General features: G+C 73.8%; 13 protein-coding genes. 7 read left to right on the forward strand and 6 right to left on the reverse strand.

The annotated features are described in order from the left end of the window. Window positions 1-19 precede the first annotated feature (19 nt). Window positions 20-2,575, forward strand: coding sequence for an FAD-dependent oxidoreductase (locus BXA11_RS06510; RefSeq protein ID WP_076433557.1), 2,556 nt, complete (start codon window positions 20-22; stop codon window positions 2,573-2,575). Here the strand turns inward: BXA11_RS06510 and ligD are convergent. Then, entirely contained in the window at window positions 2,560-3,759 is a 1,200-nt protein-coding gene (gene ligD / locus BXA11_RS06515) for a non-homologous end-joining DNA ligase (protein WP_076433559.1), read from the reverse strand. The genes BXA11_RS06510 and ligD overlap by 16 nt on opposite strands. Window positions 3,760-3,890: 131 nt before the next feature. On the opposite strand from ligD, the gene BXA11_RS06520 reads away from it, so the two are divergent. Further along, window positions 3,891-5,285 (forward strand): cytochrome P450 family protein, encoded by a 1,395-nt coding sequence (locus BXA11_RS06520; protein ID WP_083744007.1) that lies wholly within the window; start codon window positions 3,891-3,893, stop codon window positions 5,283-5,285. A 1-nt stretch (window position 5,286) separates the two neighbouring features. Here the strand turns inward: BXA11_RS06520 and BXA11_RS06525 are convergent, their stop codons facing one another. The 5 genes from BXA11_RS06525 to BXA11_RS06540 form a co-directional block, all read right to left on the reverse strand. Continuing rightward, window positions 5,287-7,557, reverse strand: coding sequence for a DUF4132 domain-containing protein (locus tag BXA11_RS06525; RefSeq protein ID WP_076433563.1), 2,271 nt, complete (start codon window positions 7,555-7,557; stop codon window positions 5,287-5,289). Between the two features lie 216 nt (window positions 7,558-7,773). After that, window positions 7,774-8,709 (reverse strand): DUF2332 domain-containing protein, encoded by a 936-nt coding sequence (locus tag BXA11_RS06530; RefSeq protein ID WP_076433565.1) that lies wholly within the window; start codon window positions 8,707-8,709, stop codon window positions 7,774-7,776. Between the two features lie 49 nt (window positions 8,710-8,758). After that, a complete protein-coding gene (locus tag BXA11_RS06535; RefSeq protein WP_239104907.1) occupies window positions 8,759-9,727 on the reverse strand; it encodes a sugar phosphate isomerase/epimerase family protein in 969 nt (322 codons plus the stop codon). Continuing rightward, window positions 9,724-9,846 carry a hypothetical protein gene (locus BXA11_RS45270; RefSeq protein WP_275409687.1) on the reverse strand — a complete coding sequence of 41 codons (123 nt, stop codon included), beginning with the start codon at window positions 9,844-9,846 and terminating at the stop codon, window positions 9,724-9,726. The genes BXA11_RS06535 and BXA11_RS45270 overlap by 4 nt, the downstream gene beginning before the upstream one ends. 111 nt (window positions 9,847-9,957) lie before the next feature. Further along, window positions 9,958-10,959: a phosphotransferase enzyme family protein gene (locus BXA11_RS06540; protein WP_076433569.1), complete on the reverse strand. Its 1,002-nt coding sequence runs from the start codon at window positions 10,957-10,959 to the stop codon at window positions 9,958-9,960. Between the two features lie 653 nt (window positions 10,960-11,612). Here BXA11_RS06540 and fusA point away from each other — a divergent pair. From fusA to BXA11_RS06565, 5 genes are all read left to right on the forward strand, one after another. Continuing rightward, window positions 11,613-13,673 (forward strand): elongation factor G, encoded by a 2,061-nt coding sequence (gene fusA / locus BXA11_RS06545; protein WP_076433820.1) that lies wholly within the window; start codon window positions 11,613-11,615, stop codon window positions 13,671-13,673. Window positions 13,674-13,817: 144 nt separating this feature from the next. Then, window positions 13,818-14,360 carry a PadR family transcriptional regulator gene (locus tag BXA11_RS06550; protein WP_076433571.1) on the forward strand — a complete coding sequence of 181 codons (543 nt, stop codon included), beginning with the start codon at window positions 13,818-13,820 and terminating at the stop codon, window positions 14,358-14,360. Beyond that, window positions 14,357-15,265, forward strand: a complete 909-nt coding sequence (locus BXA11_RS06555) for an ABC transporter ATP-binding protein (protein WP_083744008.1) — start codon at window positions 14,357-14,359, stop codon at window positions 15,263-15,265. The genes BXA11_RS06550 and BXA11_RS06555 overlap by 4 nt, the downstream gene beginning before the upstream one ends. Window positions 15,266-15,267: 2 nt before the next feature. Continuing rightward, window positions 15,268-17,043: an FtsX-like permease family protein gene (locus BXA11_RS06560; RefSeq protein WP_076433573.1), complete on the forward strand. Its 1,776-nt coding sequence runs from the start codon at window positions 15,268-15,270 to the stop codon at window positions 17,041-17,043. Window positions 17,044-17,139: 96 nt separating this feature from the next. Further along, window positions 17,140-17,949, forward strand: a complete 810-nt coding sequence (locus tag BXA11_RS06565) for an alpha/beta hydrolase family protein (protein WP_239104908.1) — start codon at window positions 17,140-17,142, stop codon at window positions 17,947-17,949. Window positions 17,950-17,999: the final 50 nt, after the last annotated feature.

The raw sequence follows: 17,999 nt of genomic DNA on the forward strand, positions 1-17,999 counted from the left end.
CGCGTCACTGAGAGAAACTATGGAACACGTCGACGCGGTCGTGGTCGGTTCGGGTTTCGGCGGAGCGGTCGCCGCCTACCGCCTCGCCGAGGCGGGGCTGTCGGTGGTGGTGCTCGAGCGCGGCAGGGCGTACGCGCCGGGGGACTTCCCGCGCGGCCCGGCCCAGCTCGGCCGCGCCTTCTGGGACCCCGCCGAGGGCCTGTACGGGATGTTCGACATCTGGAGCTTCTCCGACTGCGACTCGGTGGTCGCCAGCGGGCTCGGCGGCGGCTCGCTCGTCTACGCCAACGTGATGCTGCGCAAGGACGAGGACTGGTTCGTCCACGAGCAGGCGCTGCCCGGCGGCGGCTACGAGTCGTGGCCGGTGACCAGGGCCGATCTCGAGCCGCACTACGACGCGGTCGAGCGCATGATCGGTGTCTCGCCCTACCCGCTGAGCCATGCCGGCTTCGACGACACGCTGAAGACGCTCGCCATGCGGGACGCGGCGGCCGAGCTGGGGCTCGACTGGCGGCTTCCGCCGCTGGCGGTCAGCTTCGCGCCGTCGCCCGGGGCGCAGCCCTGCCAGGACGTGCCGATCGCCGGTCCCGCGTACGGCAACCTGCACGGCGTGCCGCGCCGTACGTGCCGGTTGTGCGGCGAGTGCGACCTCGGCTGCAACGAGGGCGCGAAGAACAGCCTCGACCACACGTACCTGTCGGCCGCCCGGCACCACGGCGCCGATTTGCGCACGCTGCACGAGGTGCGGCGCATCAGGCCGCGCGTGGGCGGCGGCTACGACGTGCAGTACGTCGAGCACATGCCGCGCGGGGACGAGGCGGGCTCGGACGGCGACGGGCCGCCCCGGTGGACCGGGCCGCACACGATCAGCTGCGACCGGCTCGTCCTGGCCGCCGGCACCTACGGCACGTCCTACCTGCTGCTGAAGAACCGGGCGGCCTTCCCCGGCCTCAGCGGGACGCTCGGCACCCGCTTCTGCGGCAACGGGGACATGCTGGCGTTCCTGCTGCGGGCCACCGACCGGAGCAGGACCCGGCCCATCCGCGCGAGCCGCGGGCCGGTCATCACCAGCGCGATCCGCCTCGACGACGGCGCGGACGGGCGCGGCGCCTACATCGAGGACGGCGGCTATCCCGAGTTCGTCGACTACCTGGTCGAGGGCGCGGACATGAGGCCGGGGCGGGTCGCCCGGTTCCTGCTGCGGCGGCTGCGCAACATCCTCACCCACGACACCAACCTGTCGGCGGAGTTCGCCGACCTGATCGGGCGCGGCGAGCTGTCGGGCACCTCGCTGCCGCTGCTCGGCATGGGCCGCGACGTCCCCGACGGGAGGCTGCGCCTGCGCGACGGCCGGCTCGACGTGGACTGGACGGCCGAGAGCAGCGAGGACTACTACGAGCGGCTGCGTGCGATCATGCGCAGGATCGGCGACGTGCTCGGCGCGGAGTACGCCGACAGCCCGCCGTGGTGGCGCAAGCGGGTCATGACCGTGCATCCGCTGGGCGGCGCGCCGATGGGCCGCCATCCGGGCGAGGGGGTCTGCGACGCGTACGGCGAGGTCTTCGGCTTCCCCGGACTGTACGTGGCGGACGGCGCGGCCCTGCCGGGGCCGGTCGGCGCCAACCCGTCGCTGACGATCGCCGCGCTCGCCGACCGCATGAGCACCCGGATCCTGGAGGCCCGCGCGTCCGTCGCCGCTTCCGTGGCGAGGGCCGAGGCCGTGAGGATGTCCGCCGTGCCGCCGGTCGCGGTGGGGCCGGTCGCGGTGGGGCCGGGGGTTGTGCCGGTGGGGGCGGCGGCCGGCGCGGTGCCGGTCGCCACGCAGGAGGCTCAGGAGACGATGGGAGCACCGGAGACGCAGGCAGGTGGCGGGACAGCACAGGCCGCCGGCGCAGCACAGGCGGGTGGCGGGGCACAGGCCGCCGTCTCCGGGGGCCGTCCCTTCACGGCCCGGCCCGCGGACGAGCCGAGCGTGTTCGAGGGCCGGACGTCGCTGTGGTTCGTGGAGGAGATGCAAGGACTCCTGATGCCCGGCCCGCCCCGCAGCCCGGCCCACAGGGGCGGGGCCGGAGGATGCCCGATCGCCTTCCGGCTCACGATCACCATCGACGACATCGACCGTTTCCTCACCGAGCCCGAGCACGAGGGCAGGGCGGAGGGCTGGATCGAGGCCGACCTCTGCGGGGGCCGGCGGCCGATCGCCCGGGGCTCGTTCAACCTGTTCGTCCCCGGGGAGACGGCCGGGCAGCGGCGCATGTGCTACCGCCTGCACTTCTGGGACGCCGACGACCGCCCCCGCACCCTGGCCGGGCACAAGGAGATCCAGCCGGGCGCGCCGACCCGCCTGTGGCTGGACACCTCCACCCTGCACGCCCGCCTGCTGGAGGGGCACGTCGAGGAGGACGGGGACGAGGACGCCGCCGTGGTCGCCACGGGCACGCTGCGCATCCTGCCGTCCGACCTCGTACGGATGCTCACGACCTTCCGTACGGCCGGGCCGGACGGCGCGGCGGCCGTGACCCGCTTCTGCCGGTTCTTCCTGGGCGAGCTGTGGGAGGTCTACGGCCCCGGCTGATCTCTCCCGTAGGGGTCGTAGTCGACCTCCAGCGGTTCCTGATCCGGCCGGTCGGGCTCGGGGACGTGCCGGAGGTTGACCCTGATCCTGGTCCAGGTGGAGCTGCGCCCCCGCATCGAGTCGACCAGGACGTCGGCCGGCTGCAACAGGCGGGCCACCTCGGGGTGACGGGCCTTCCACCGTTCGAGCCCGGCCATCGCCTCGTCCCGCGTGGCGGCCCTGGCGATCTCGACGAGCGGCATGACGGACTGACGCCGCCCCTGCCGGGGCGGGGCCGCGGGCTTGTCCGGCCGCGGCCCCTGGGCCTCGGCCAGCTCAAGCAGGGCGTCGAGGGACCCCGCCCGCTCGTCCATCCCGGCCCACGGGTCGCCCGTCTCGGCGTACCGGTCGGGCATCGACGTGAGCGTGAAGTCCTCCGGCCGGCACCCGGGCACCTCGTTCCAGGCCAGCGGGGCCGAGACCAGGCCGGTCGGCCGTACGGAGTAGGCGGAGGCGACGGTGTGGTCGCGGGCGTTCTGGTTGTAGTCCACGAAGACGCCCTGCCGCTCCTCCTTCCACCACCGGCTGGTGGCGACGTCCGGTTCCCGGCGCTCGACCTCCCTGGCCACGGCCTCGGCGGCCCGCCGCACCTCCCGGAAGGTCCAGCGCGGCTCGATGCGGGCGTAGACGTGGAATCCGCGCGAGCCCGACGTCTTGGGCCAGGCGGTCAGGCCGTGCTCCTCCAGCACGTCCCTGGCGACCAGGGCGACCCGGACGATCTCCCCCCAGCCGACGCCGGGCACCGGATCGAGGTCGATCCGCAGCTCGTCGGGGTGGTCGAGGTCGTGGGCCCGCACGGGATGGGGGTTGAGGTCGACGCAGCCCAGGTTCACCGTCCACAGCAGGTGGGCGAGGTCGCGGATCACCACCTCGTCCGCCGTGCGGCCGGAGGGGTAGCTCAGCTCGACGACCTCCACCCACTCGGGGCGCTTGGCGGGTGCGCGTTTCTGGAAGAACGCCTCCCGGTCGACGCCGTGCACGAACCGCTTGAGTATCACCGGCCGGTCGGCCACGCCGCGCACCGCCCCCTCGGCGACCACGCGGTAGTAGGAGATCAGGTCGAGCTTCGTGTGCCCGGTCCGCGGGAAGACCACGCGGTCCGGATTCGTGATCTTCACGATCCTGCCGTCGAGCTCCAGCGTCATGCCGCCACACTACGTCGCGTCTCCTCCCCCAACCGGCGGCACGCGTGGCGCCGGGGCGCTGACATTCGCGGTCGGACACTCTAAGATCGCCGCCCATACCGCATATGTGGCAGGAAAGGCGGGCGCAGCCCTTGATCTCCGAACGATGGACCGCGTCGGCCGTGGAAGGGCTCATCTCGTTGCCGCTGGAGTCCCTGCTCACCGGGGACTACGAAGCCGATCCCGCGCTCGTCCACGAGCGTCTGCGCACCAGGTATGGCCCGGTGGCCCCCATCGACGTCATGGGCGTGCCGGTCTGGTTCGCGATGGGCTACGACGAGGTGCTGCACATCATGCAGAACGCGCGCGAGGTGTGGAGCAAGCGCGTGGACCACTGGCGGGCGTACGCGGAAGGGCGCGTTCCCGCCGACTGGCCGCTGCTCGCCCTCCTCCAGGCCGACAACTCGGGTTTCCACGACGGGGAGAGGCACCGGGGTCTTCGCGGCGCCTGGATCGCGGGGCTCCGGCCGTTCCAGGAGCCCGGGAGCGAGCAGGCGCAGCGGCTCGAACGCGCCATGGTGAGATACTGCGACGACCTCGTGGGCGTGATCGCGGAAGGCGGGCCCGCCGGGTCGGCCGATCTCGCCGCGCAGTACGCGCGGCCGTTCCCGTTGCTCGTCGCCAACCACCTGCTCGGCGTCACGATCGAGCGGGGCGAGGAACTGCTGGAGGACCAGTGGCGCCTGCTGGACGGCGCCGACTCCGCCGGGGCGTACCAGCGGTTGCACGCCGCCCTCCTCGAACTGGCGACGGTCAAACGGCAGCGGCGCGGCGACGACCTGCCGTCGTACATGATCGAGGCGAAGCCGGACCTCACCGACGAGGAACTCGCCCGCGAGCTGATGATGCTGTCCGGTTTCCTCGACTTCACGGGCAGCCTGATCTGCAACGTCATCCTGGAGGCGATCACCAATCCCCGGCTCAGGGAGAGCCTGTCGGTCGGCGCGATCGAGGAGGTGGTCAACCGCGTCGCCCTGGCCAACCCGGCGCTGGCCAACCTGACCTTCCGTTACGCCAGGACGGAGGTGAAGCTCGGCCGCTTCACGATCGCGGCCGGCGACCCGGTGATGCTGTCCATCGCGGGCGCGCACGCCGACCCGCGGTTCGCCGGCGCGCTCGCCCGCGACACCATCCGCAGCACCCGCGCCCACCTCGCGTGGGGCGCGGGCCCGCACAGGTGCCCGAGCCAGCGGCTGGCCACCCAGATGTCCACGATCGCGGTGCGCCGCCTTCTCGACCGGTTCTCGACGCTGAAGCCGGCGCTGCCGTCCGGCCGGCTTCCCTGGCGCCCCTCCCCCTTCGTGCGCGCGCTGCGCGCCCTGCCCGTGCACTACGAGCTCAGCCGGAGCTTCTCCGGCACGCCCCGGCCCGAATCCGGCGGTGAGCCGTCGCCACCGGCTTTGAAGGACGCCACGCAGGACGGCGGCGACGGTCGCCCGAGGTCCGGTCTCCTGGCGTTCCTCCGCAGGCTGCGCCGCACGCAGTGAGTCACGAGCGGATCTGACGGGCGATCATGGGGTCGGTGATCTCGGTGTCGGCGGCGAGCAGGAAGGCCTTGGACACGATCACCGACAGCATGCCGCCGTCCTCCTCGAAGGGCAGGAAGACCCGGTCGCCGGACCCCCGGGGGACGATGCACAGATAGGCGTCGTCGGGCTCCATCAGGATGTTGCCCGACCCCAGATGAATCTTGTACGTCCGCAGCTCACCCCGCACCACCAGGAAACGATCGGTCAGCCCACACCGATCGGCGATCGCCAGCCGCGGCAGCAACCGGGCGAGGGCGTCACGACGCACCCGGGCGTTCTCGGACAGGTCCCCGAAGCCGTAGGACCGCCAGTAGTCCCGCAGCCGTTCCTCCCCCTGGTCCAGCCACTCCGGATCGGCGCCGATGGACGCGACCGCGACGAACAGGTCCACGTCCCGCATCGCCTCGCTGAACACCAGCGGCGGCACCTCGGCCAGCGGCGCCTCGCGCCAGCCTCCCCCGGCCATCCGGTGGAAGCGCACCTGGTCGGTGGCGGCGTAGCCGTCCTCGTGCCAGAGGTATTCGTGGAAGAACGTCGCCCGCCACCGTCCACCGGCCAGCACTCGCCTGGCCTCCCCCTCGCCGCCCCCGTCCCAGGGCCCCAGATAGTCGGCCTGCCACCCGCGCTGCTTGAACAGCGCGTACAGCCTGCGGTAGCCGACCACGTGCCCGGCGAACCGGTCGGAATACGTCGCGGTCGACTCCTCGGCGGGCGTCAGCAGGTACACCTCGCGGAAGGCCTGCTTGAGCGGCTGGCGCAGCTCCTTGTCCTGCACGGCCTCACGCCAGGCCCGCACCTCTTCCGGCGTGGCGCGGGCCGGATGCCACAGCCGCACCGGAACGTCCGGCACGTTCATCCCGAGCTCGCTGCGCCACACCCCGGGCGACATCTCGAAGTCCCAGATCAGCCGGTCCGCGATCGGGTGCCCCTCCAACTGGCGGTAGGGCGGCGTGACCTCGTGGGCGTAGCCGGCCTCCAGCGCTCTGATCAGGGTCGTCTGGCGCCGGCGGGCCTGCTTGGCCAGCTCGCGTAACCGCTTGACCTCATCGGGGTGCTCCCGTCTGACCGCGGCCGGGACCGTCTTGAGCCTCCTGTCCCCGTGCCACCACGACAGCTCGGCCTCGCCCTCGGTCGAGATGACCGCGGTGTGCTCGCCCAGCGTCTGCCGTACACGCCCGTCAGGCAGGCGGAAGGCGACCTCCACCCGGTCGGCCAGCGCGGATTCGACGCGCTTCAGCATGCGGTCCAGCTGCTTGGACACCCCCGCGTGCCGCGTCACGTCCCTGGCCGCGCGGAGGGCGGAGACGGCCTCCGGAGTCGGGTGGTCCTCGACCGCGCGGGCGATCTCGAACAACACGCCCTGGGAGGGCAGCGTCCTGGCCTGGGTGGGCGCCACCGCGAGCCCGCGTACCAGCCGCTCCAGCAGGTCGGGCAGCCACGGCTCGTCCCGGAAGAGCGCGAGCCGTGCGGCGCGCCCGATGGTCTCCTTCTCCCCCTCGGCGAAGGCCTTGTCCGCCTTGTACGGCAGTTCCCCGGCGTGGATCGCGACGACGCGGGCGTCGGCCGCCTCCAACGTGTCCCGGACGAAGACGGCGTAGCCGGGAAGAGCGGCCAGGCGCTCCCGGACGTCGGGCAGGGGCGGCGAGGCGTTGTAGGAGCGCTCGCACACCGACTCGGCGAACAGCGCCCGCCGTGGCACGTCCCATCCGGGCAGCAGTTCCAGCTCGGTCACGGCCAGCGGCCCGCGCCCGGCGGTGAGCCGCCCGGCCACCTCCGCGTCCAGCCCCGCGAGCCCGGCGACCGCCAGCAGCGGGAAGGGCTCCCCGAAGCGCTCTCGCCGGAGCAGGAACCTCACCAGAGTGCGGGCCCGGCCGGCCAGCCGGTCGTACGGCGCACCCGCCGGGCAGCGGACCAGCGCGCCCACGCCGACGCACAGGTCCGCCCACTTCCGGGTCGCCAGGCCTTCGACCAGGGCGTCGAACAGGTCCAGACACGCCGCGGGCGTGAAGAGCGGCTGGCGCTCCCTGGCCTGGTCCTCGACCGCGAACCTGGCCGCAATGGCATCGCCTCGCTGCTTGCCGACCCGGTACGCCGAGGGGAGCAGTGCGCCCAGCTCGTACGCGCTGAGCGGGGAGGCGTCGGGCCACTGTGCGGCGTCCGTGACCACGCCCGTCAGCAGGTCGTGCAGGTGCCGTGCCTGCGGAGACAGCTGTATGTCAGAAACGTTCATGAACGGACCCGCCGGAAGTCGCCAGGAAAGATCGAATGACGGCGCCATCTATAGCAGGCACAGACGACAAATCCGGCGGCGCGCGGCCGCACGCCGTCGTCCGCGTCGGCCGGTTCCCACGATGTAGTAACGGAGGCCGGTGGCGACGGGCGCCCGAGGCCCGGTCTCCTGGCCTTCCTCCCGCAGGCCGCGCCCCTGGCAGTGACGCGGGCGAGGTCATGCGAACCAGGTCATCGCCTGCCCGTGCGGCAGGGTCCAGGCGAGCGGTCTCCCGTCCAGCGCGAGGACACTGTGCAGTGCCGCGCCCGGCGGCTCCGGCAGACCGGCGTACGGCAGCACATCCGCGGTCTCGTTCGCGATCCAGTGCCCCGGCAGCCCCCGGACCACCTCGGCGAACGCCTCGCGCCGCGGCGCGGGCACCTGGTAGAGCACCGAGGTGTGGAACACCACCAGCGTGGCCCCCGCAGGGGCCTTCGCGGCCAGCCCCTGCAGGTCGTCCGCCAGGTCGCCGCGGACGAGCAGCGGCGGCTCGGCCGCCGCGACGGCCGCCGCAGCCCTCAGCCGGGCCCGCCGCCCCTCGTGCTCCGGCCAGACGAGGGCGTCGAGCCACGCGAGGTCGGCGGGATCGGTCACGTCGAGCGGGTTCAGATCCAGACCGGCCCGCCACACCACGTCGGGTAGCCGGGCCGGCGGCGCCACCCCGGTCGCTTCGCACTTCAGGACGGGCTCGCCCGAGCCGACCGGACGGTCGCCGTAGCGGTAGGCGTACCGGTCGGGGTAGAGGCACAGACCGGCCGAGGCCCCGACCTCAAGCAGCGCGAGCGGCTGCGGCAGCGCGGCGAGCACCGGCAGCAGCACCGCGCACCGCCCGGCCTCGTTGGTCTGCGTGGCCCGGGTGCGCATCTCCGCTTCGACCGCCGGCCAGTTCCCCATGGTGTAGTCGCGGAACGCCGCGGGGTCCTCGACCGGGCCGCCGAGGAGACGTACGACGGCGAACAGCAGGTTCGGCTGCCGCTTCGCCGGCGGGAGCGCGCGGAGCAGCGCGAGCATCTCGGGGTCGCGGGCGACCGCGAGCGCCAGGCGCTCGTATGACGGGGACACGCCGTGTGCCTCTCGCGCGGCGAACTCGGCGTAGATCTCGGCGGTCGTCATACCGCCATCGTCGTCGAGTCCCGCCGCCGGCGCGCGCGGCGGAGCGGGATCAGGCGAGACCCGCGGCGCGGAGGGCCTCGCCGAAGACGCTGCGGTTGGCCCGCTGATCGGCGACCGCCCGCCCGAGTGCCTCGGTGTCCGAGGCGCGGAAAACCGGAACGTCCTGCTCGATCACGATCCAGCCCTCGTAACCCGATCGCCGCAGCTCGGCCAGGACGGGGGGCAGGTCCAGATCGCCCTGCCCGAGCGGCGGGAAGCCGCCCGCCGCGACCAGGTCCCACAGGTCGCCGCCGCTCGCGCGGATCCGCGCGAGGACGTCCCGGGAGGCGTCCTTGACGTGCACCTGCCGGATGCGCGGGGACCAGTCGCGGATCGCCGCCACAGGGTTGCCCCCGGCCAGCCACAGATGCCCGGTGTCCAGGCACAGCGAGACGTCCGTCGAGCCGAGCAGCCGCTCGATCTCCTCCGGCGTCTCCACATCGGTGCCCAGGTGGTGGTGGAAGACGGGTTCCAGGCCGCGGTCGCGGCAGCGGGCCGCCGCCTCGGCGATCCGTCCGGCGTACGCGGGCCAGTCGCGGTCGGGCAAGGAGATCCTCGGGTCGGCCGGCATGCCGGGACGGGCGAACCGCTCGGGCCGGTCCGGGCAGGCGAGCGTCGGCCGCGGCGCGAACCGCGGATCGTCCGCCCCGGCCCCGGCCCCGGCGTCGTGGACGGCGGTGAACACGTCGAGGGCGGCGTCGAGGGCGGCCAGGTCCTCGCGGAAGCCGTCCGGGTCGTCGTAGCGCAGGTCCACCCAGCCGCCGGCGAGCCCGAGACCGTGCGCCGCGAGCCGCTCGGGAAGGGTACGCGCCGTGCCCAGGTAGCCGAGCGGGCCGGAGTCGGTGCCGTCGTACCCGGCCTCGCGCATCGTCGCGAGCACCTCCTGCGGCCCCAGCGGCGCGCCGTCCTGCCGGTAGACGCCGAAGTTGACGGGCGCGCTCGCCACCCGCACCGCCCAGGGGGCCGGGTGTGCCCTCACCCCGTCACCGCCGGGAAGCGCGCGAGCCGGACCGGCCGGAGCTCGCCGCTCGTGATGAGCCGAAGGACCTCCCGCCGCACCGCCTCGGCCGCGCTCTCGCCATCCGGGTCGCGGGACACCTGCTCACCCTTTCCACTTCCCAGGGACGAACCATGACAGAGCATGGTCCGCCCGATTGAACCACAACCCGCTCGTCGCATCCTGCCATCAGGCGTGGTCACATGGACTTCTCAGAGTGATCCGCCGAGGTAGCGTTCGGCCAGCTCACAGCTGCCCTGGGTGTAGCCGGCGCCGAGTTCCCCCGCGACGTCGGCGGCCGAATGGGAGCCTATCCACGCGACGAGGAGGAGGCGGCGGAACATTATGAACGTCCAGATCTCGGCCTCGTCCTCCTTCGGGAGGTCGAGCACGGACCGGTAGCCGCGCACCCACGATTCGGCCATGTGCGGCACCTCCGGCCGGTGCTCGATGAAGCTGACGGCGGCGCCGAGGTCGTAGAGATACCAGCCGAGGCCGCAGTCGTCGAAGTCGATGACGCTGGTTCCGGCCCGGCCGTCCACCAGGAGATTGGCCAGGCGCAGGTCGGCGTGGATGAGCCCGTACCGGTCGGGGCCCTTGCCGAACCGCTCCAGCCTGCGGCGCAGCTCGTCCTCCAGCCGGGCGAGCACGGCGTGCGCCTCCCGGTCCACACCGACGCCGTCCTGCCACCTGCCCCACCGCGCCCGCGGGCCGAAGGCGGCGTCCAGGTCCCAGTGGAATCGGGTGAAGGACGCCGGCCTCGCCCAGGCGCGGGCGTGGCGGTGCATGCGGGCGGTCAGCGCGCCCAGCCGTTCGAACTCCTCCACCAGCCGGTCCTCGGCCGGCTCCGCACCGGGGAGGAACTCGAACATCACGCAGTGACGCGGTTCCGAACCCGGCTCCCGCACGGTGACGACGCGCGACCCGTCGCGGGCGGGCAGCACGCGCGGCGTGACGACCCCGGCCTCGTCACGCAGCGCGTCGAGCCACGCCAGCTCGCTGGCGATGGCCTCCAGCGAGTGGTAGCCGAGCCGGTGGACCCGCAGGATCGCCCGGCGCCCGCCGTCGCCGACGGTGAAGGTCGCGTTCTCCGAGACGTTGAGCAGCGTCACGGAGGCCTCAGGGGACACGTCGTAGCGCCGAAGGGCGCGGCGCGCGACCCCCTCGACGCGGGTGAGGACGTCACCGCCGGCGGACAGGTCGTGGACCTGCATGCGTTCTCCTATCGGCTCCTGTGGAAGTGTCCGTCAGATCTTCCCCCGCGGTGTTTCCCGCACGGCCCATCGGGGTGCTCACGTCCGCCGGTCGTGCCGGAAAAACCCCTTTCCCGCCCGGGGCGGTATCCGTACACTCGCCAATGATCACGCGCGCCGCCGCACCGCGACGCGCGCCTTGACCGAGAGAGAGGAGTTGACCATGCGCAAGCGCATCCCGGTCGTCGTCCTCCGGTCACGGCACGAGGTGATCCTGGTGTCTACGTCGCTTCCCGGTGCCCGCCGCGCGGCCGGCACCGGACGTTCCTGACGAACTCCGCACCCCTGCGAAGGACGGACCCCCGGCCCGGGGCCGCTCTCGAGCTGCACTGCAACCGCTCTGGAGCCGCTCCGGCCACGCCGAGGCCGGCACAGAGACCACGCGGAGACCACCGGAGACCACGCTGAGGTCGCGCTGGGCCGCTTCGAGGCTTTGAGGCTTCAGGCAGGCTCGCGGTCCGGCTCCACGTGACGGCTCCGCCTGCCGTACGCCGGGATCCCCGGCGGCCCTCGCATGGTCTCCCCCAGGGGTCGCGTCCGGCCCGAAGCGGCCGGTTCCTCTCGTCAGGCCAATCGCGCCCGCCACCGTAGGCACCTTCCCGAAGGGCATGGCCATGCGCGCCGACCTGAACCGCAATCACCTCGTCCCGCCGACCGGCATCCGCAACCTGGGCATCCTCGCCCACGTCGACGCGGGCAAGACCACCGTCACCGAACGAATCCTCTACCTCGCCGGCGCCGTCCACCGGCGCGGCGAGGTGCACGAGGGCACCACCGTCACCGATTTCGACCCTCTGGAGCGCGACCGTGGGATCACCATCTTCGCCGCCGCCGTGAGCTGCCTGTGGGACGGCCACCGGATCAACCTGATCGACACCCCCGGTCACGTGGACTTCTCCGACGAGGTGGAGCGGTCGCTGCGGGTGCTCGACGGCGCGGTCGCGGTGTTCGACGCCGTCGCCGGCGTCGAGCCGCAGACCGAGTCGGTGTGGCGGCAGGCAGACCGGTACGGCGTGCCGCGCATCGCGTTCGTCAACAAGATGGACCGCGCCGGGGCCGACCTCGACACGGCGGTCGAGTCGATCCGCCGGCGGCTGCGGATCGTCCCGCTGGTCGTCCAGCTGCCCATCGGGCGGGAGGACGGGTTCGCCGGCGTGGTGGACCTGCTGCGGATGCGGGCGCTGGTGTGGGAGGCCGGCCGTGACACGGTCACCGAAGGCCCGGTGCCGGAGGCCCTCGCCGACGAGGCCCGCCGACGCCGCCGCCTGCTCGAAGAGACGGTGGCCGAGCTCCATCCGGCGGCGCTGGAGGAGTTCTGCGCCCGGCCGGAGATCTCGACGCCGACCCTGTCCGCCGCCCTGCGCGACCTGACCCTGCGTGGTGAGGCCGTGGTGGTGCTGTGCGGGTCGGCGTACCGCGACCGGGGTGTCGAACCGCTGCTGGACGCCGTCGTCGCCTACCTGCCCGCGCCGCCCGACGTGCCGCCCGTACGGGACGGGGCCGGGCAGGAGCGGCCCGCCGACCCGGCGGCGCCGTTCGCCGGGCTGGTCTTCAAGGTGCACGCCGCCCCCACCGGGCGGCTGACCTACCTGCGCGTGTACTCGGGGACGATCAGGAGAGGAGACGTCGTGCTGGACGCCGGCGCGCGGCGCACCGAGCGGATCGGACGCATCCTCCGGGTGCAGGCCGACCGGCGGACCGAGACGGACCGCGCCACGGCCGGGGACATCGTCGCGGTGGCCGGGGTCAAGGCCGCCCGCGCGGGAGCGACCCTCTGCGCTCCCGGGGCGCCGCTGGTGCTCGAACCGCCGGTCACGGCATCGCCGGTTGTCTCCGTGGCCGTCGAGCCGCGCGGGAGCGGCGACGCCGACCGGCTCGCGACCGCGCTGGCCCGCATGGCCGACGAGGACCCCTCGCTGTCGGTCCGCACCGACCCCGAGACCGGCCAGACGCTGCTGTCGGGAATGGGCGAGCTGCACCTGGAGGTCGCGGTGGAGAGGCTCCGGCGCGACCACAGGCTCGACGTCGCCGTCGGACGGCCCCGGGTCGCCTACCGGGAGACGGTCGTCCGCGGGGTGTCCGGGCTGCTGTACCGGCACGTCAAGCAGGACGGCGGCGCCGGGCAGTTCGCACACGTCGTGCTCGACGTGGAACCGCTGGAACACGACGCGGGCTTCGAGTTCCGGTCCACGGTCACCGGCGGCCGGGTGCCGCGCGAGTACGTCGGTGCGGTGGAGGCCGGCTGCCGGGACGCCCTCGCCGCGGGCCCGCTCGGAGGTCATCCGGTGACCGGCCTGCGGGTCACGCTGACCGACGGCGCGACCCACCCGAAGGACTCCTCGGAGATGGCGTTCCGCACGGCCGGGCGGCTCGCGCTGCGGGAGGCGCTGCGTGCCGCGGAGATGGCGCTGCTGGAACCGCTGGCCGAGGTCACGGTCACCGTGCCCGAGGACGCCGTCGGCGGGGTGCTGGGCGACCTCGCGGCCAGGCGCAGCCGGGTCACCGGTTCCGCGGCGCGGGCGGGCACCGTCGTGGTCACCGCGACCGTGCCGCTGGCCGAGCTGTTCGGGTACGCGACCCGGCTGCGCGGCCGGACCCAGGGCAGGGGCTCCTTCACGAGCCGCCCCGCCGGCTACGCCCAGGTGACCGGCTCCGTCCCGGGTCTCACGCGGTAGGCCCCTCGCGGCGGCCCCGCCCGCGCCTCGGCGCGGGCGGGGCCGTTCCCGTTCCTCTCGCGAACCGGGTCCGGGTGCACGGGGCCGGTTGACGCCCTTTTGGCTAACCGCTATCTATTGAGGGGTCGCAGAGGAGGGTGGCCCGTGCAGGACGTGGTGCTGGCGCTGCTGACCAAGGAGCCGTCGCACGGCTACGACCTGCGCCAGCGGCTGGCGGCAGCGCTCGGACCGCTGGGGGACACGCTGAACGCGGGGCAGATCTATGTGACGCTCACGCGGCTGGAGAAGGCGGGCCTGGTCGTCCAGGAGCGTGAGGACGCGCCGGTGCGCGGCCCGCGGCGCAAGGTGTACGCGCTGACCGCGGCCGGGCAGGAGCGGGTGGCCGCGTGGATGGCCGAGAGCGCCGGGCCCAGAGCGGATGTGACGGAGTTCCATCTGAAGCTGGTGGCCGCCGCGGAGTCGGGCCTGGCCGACCCGCTCGCGCTCGTGGACGCGCGGCGGCGGGAGCTGATGCGCAGCCTCGCCGAGGCCCAGCGCGCCGCCCTCGCTCACGACACGGTCTCGGAGGCCGGACTGCTTCTGGAGGGCATCGCGCTCCGGCTGCAGGCCGATCTGCGCTGGTTGGAGGCGTGCGAGCGGACCTGGTCCGCCCGCGTCCCACGCGGGGAAGGCGAAGGAAACGGATGAAGACAGTCGTACCGAGGGGCAGCGGCAAGAGCAGGGGCAGGGGCAGGTCGTCGCGGAGTGAGACGGGCGACAGCCCGCGCTCGGGACCGGCCGCCCGCCGGCCCGCCGAGCCTGCCGGGCCGGCGTTACGGGCGGTCGGCCTGACGCGCGTGTACGGAGAGGACGAGAGCCTGGTGTGGGCCGTCGACGGGGTCGACCTCGATGTCCCCGCCGGGCAGACGCTCGCCGTGACCGGGCCCAGCGGCTGCGGCAAGTCCACGCTGCTCCAGCTCCTCGGCGGGCTCGACCGGCCCAGTGAGGGCGAGGTGTGGCTCGGCGGCCTGCGCATCGACCACCTCGGCGAACGGGCGCTGGCCCGGCTGCGGCGCCGCTCCGTGGGGTTCGTCTTCCAGGCCTACCACCTGATGCACGAGCTGAGCGCGGCGCAGAACGTCGAGCTGCCCGCGCTGCTCGCCGGCGCCTCACCGCGGGCCGCCCGCCGCCGTGCCGCGGAGCTGCTCCAGCAGGTCGGGCTCGCCGGCCGCGCCCGGCATCTGCCCTCCGAGCTCTCCGGCGGGCAGCGGCAGCGGGTCGCGGTCGCCCGCGCCCTCGTCAACGATCCGCTGGTCGTCCTCGCCGACGAGCCCACCGGCAACCTCGACAGCGCCGCGACCCACGACATCCTCCGGCTCTTCGACGAGCTGCGCGCCGCCGGCCAGACCCTGGTCATGGTCACCCACGACGAGCGCGTCGCCGCCACCGCGGACCGCGTCGTCTCCATGCGCGACGGGACCGTGGCGGACGACACCCGCCTGGACGGCGACGGCCGCGGCACGAGGCACACCCACAGCCACGGCGGCGGCCACGGCGGCACAGGGCTCGGCGGCGGCACGGGGCTCGGCGCGCTGCTGCGCTGGGAGGACTGAGCATGGGACACCTGCTGCTGACCTGGCGTCTGATCCGGCACGACACGCGCCGCCGCCCCGCCGAGGCCCTCGTGTTCCTGATCGCCGTCACCCTCGCCATCGCCTCCCTGACGCTCGGACTGACGGCCCGCAACGCCCTGGCCACGGCGTACCTGAAGACCCGCGCGGCCACCGCCGGTCCCGACATCACCGCCATCACGACGGACACGGACCCGTCCGGCCTGGCCGGACGTCTCGCGGACACGCCCGGCGTGGCCACGCAGGCCGACCCGATCTTCGCGTTCGACACCACCATCCGGGCACACGGCCGGGCCGCGCACTCCTCGGTCGAGGGACGTGACAACGCACCGTCCGCCGTGGACCGGCCGCTGGTGACCTCCGGGACCTGGGTGCGTCCCGGCGGCGCCGTGGTCGAGCGCGGCTTCGCGCAGGCACTCGGCGTGCGCGTCGGCGACCGCGTCACCATCGTCAAACGCAGCTATCCGGTCGTCGGGATCGCGATCAGCGCGGCCACCCCGGTGTATCCGTGGAGCGACTGGGCCCAGGGGCCCGGGCCGTCCGACTACGGCGGCAGGATCTGGCTCACCACGGCCGACGCCCACGCGGCGGCGGGCCACACCCCCGGTGTCCACCTGATCCACCTGAAGCTGACCGACCCCACGGATCCCCACCGGTGGAGCGCCACCGTGTTCACCGACGACCGCAGGGGCGACTCCTGGGTGAACACCCACAACTGGCAGACCGTCCTCACAACGGACGCCGTCATGATCAGGAACATGCAGCCCGCACTGGTCGTCGGCGGCTGGCTGCTCGCCGCGGCCGCGCTCGTCACCCTCGCCGCGCTCGCCACCGCGCGCGCCGCCCGCGACAACCGGCGTGCCGCACTGCTCAAGGCCGTCGGCGCCGGCCCGGGCACCGTCACCGCCGTACTGCTGGCGCCGCACCTGCTGCTGACCTTCCTGTCCACCGCGCTCGGACTGACCGCGGGGACGCTGGCCGCGCCCCACCTGATCGATCCCAGCGCCGGGCTGCTCGACACCGCCGGCCCTCCGGACTCCGTCACCGTCTTCGCCGCGGTCTTCCTCGCCGTCGTGGTCGCCGTGACCGGTGCGCTCGGTCCCGCCGTACGCGCCGCCCGGGGCAGCACCGTCCAGACCCTGGCCGACCCGGCGCACACGCTCACGCGCCACCCGCGCCTGAACGCCGTGACGGCCTACCTGCCCACCTCGCTGCTGCTCGGCGTCCGGCTGCTCGCCCGCCGGCCCGGCCGCGCCGTCCTGGCCTCCGCCGGCACGGCCGCCACCACCGTCATGGTCACCGCGCTGCTCACCTTCCACGCCGAACTCGACGCGACCCCCGCCGTCAGGCGGTTCGGCCCTCTCGAAGTGCGGACCGACCAGACCGGCCAGGTGCTGCTCGCCGTCACCTTCGCGCTGGTGGCGCTGTCCACGCTCAACACCGTGCTGCTCAGCTGGGGCACCGCCGTGCAGGCCCGGCGCGCCCTGACCATCACCCGCACCCTCGGCGCCACTCCCGGCCAGATCGTCGCCGCGCACTGCGTCACGCAGCTCCTGCCCGCGGCGCCCGGAGTGGCGGCGGGCATTCCGGTCGGGCTCGGCCTGTACTGGTTCTTCGCCACACCGATCACGCCCCCGGGATCGTGGTTGCTCACCGCCGCGCTCGCCATCCTGCTGGCCGTCGCGGCGCTGACCGCGCTCCCCGCGTGGGCCCACACCCGCGTGCCCGCGGGACGCGTCCTCACCATGGAAGCCGCGTGACCGCCCTCCGGTCCTCACCCGGCGGGCCCGGCGGCCACCGCGGCCGAATCCGGTAGCCTTAGATCGTACCGATCGGTTCGATCTATGCGAGGACGGATGACCCTCGAGATTCCCGCGGCCAACGCCGCCGTGACGTTCGACAGCGACGGCGAGACGCTGCTGGGCGTCCTTCACCTGCCGGCCGGGCCGGGACCGCATCCGGTCGTCGTGCTGCTGCACGGATTCCCCGGGCACGAGCGCAACTTCGACCTGGCCCAGCATCTGCGCCGCGCCGGGTACGCCGCCCTCGTCTTCCACTACCGCGGGTCCTGGGGCGTCGGCGGCTCCTGGTCGTGGGCCAGCGCACTGGAGGACGCCGCCCGCGTCGCGGCGGCCGTACGCGACCCGGGTTTCGCCGCCGCGCACCGCCTCGACCCGGACCGGCTGGCGCTGGCGGGGCACAGCTTCGGCGGCTTCGCCGCCCTGACGACCGCGGCGGGCGACCCGGGCATCCGCGCAGTCGCGTCGGTGTCGGCGTTCGACTTCGGCTCTGTCGCGGCCGCCTGCCGGGAGGACGCGGCGCTCCGGGCGGCGTACGTCGAGGGGTTCGGCGACGACCTGCTCCCCCTGCGGGGGACCAGCGGCGCCGCGCTCGTGGACGAGATGGTCGCGGCGGGCGATGCGTGGCGCCTGTCCGCGCTCGCCCCGAAGCTCGCGGACCGGCCGGTCCTGCTCGTCGGCACGGCCGGGCGCGACACCGTCACCCCCGCCGCGGAGCACCACGATCCCGTGGTGGCCGCCTACACCGCTCATCCGGTGCCGCGTCTGGAGCATCGCGTGTTCGTCACCGACCACGCCCTCTCCGACCACCGCCTCGAACTCGCCGAGACCGTCCGCGATTTCCTCGACCGGCACGTCGGCCGCTGAACGCCGGCCGCTGAAGGTCGGCGGTAGGCGGCCTTTCCGCGGGGTTCGCG

Source organism: Microbispora rosea (assembly GCF_900156315.1).
GTDB classification, from domain to species: Bacteria; Actinomycetota; Actinomycetes; order Streptosporangiales; family Streptosporangiaceae; genus Microbispora; species Microbispora rosea.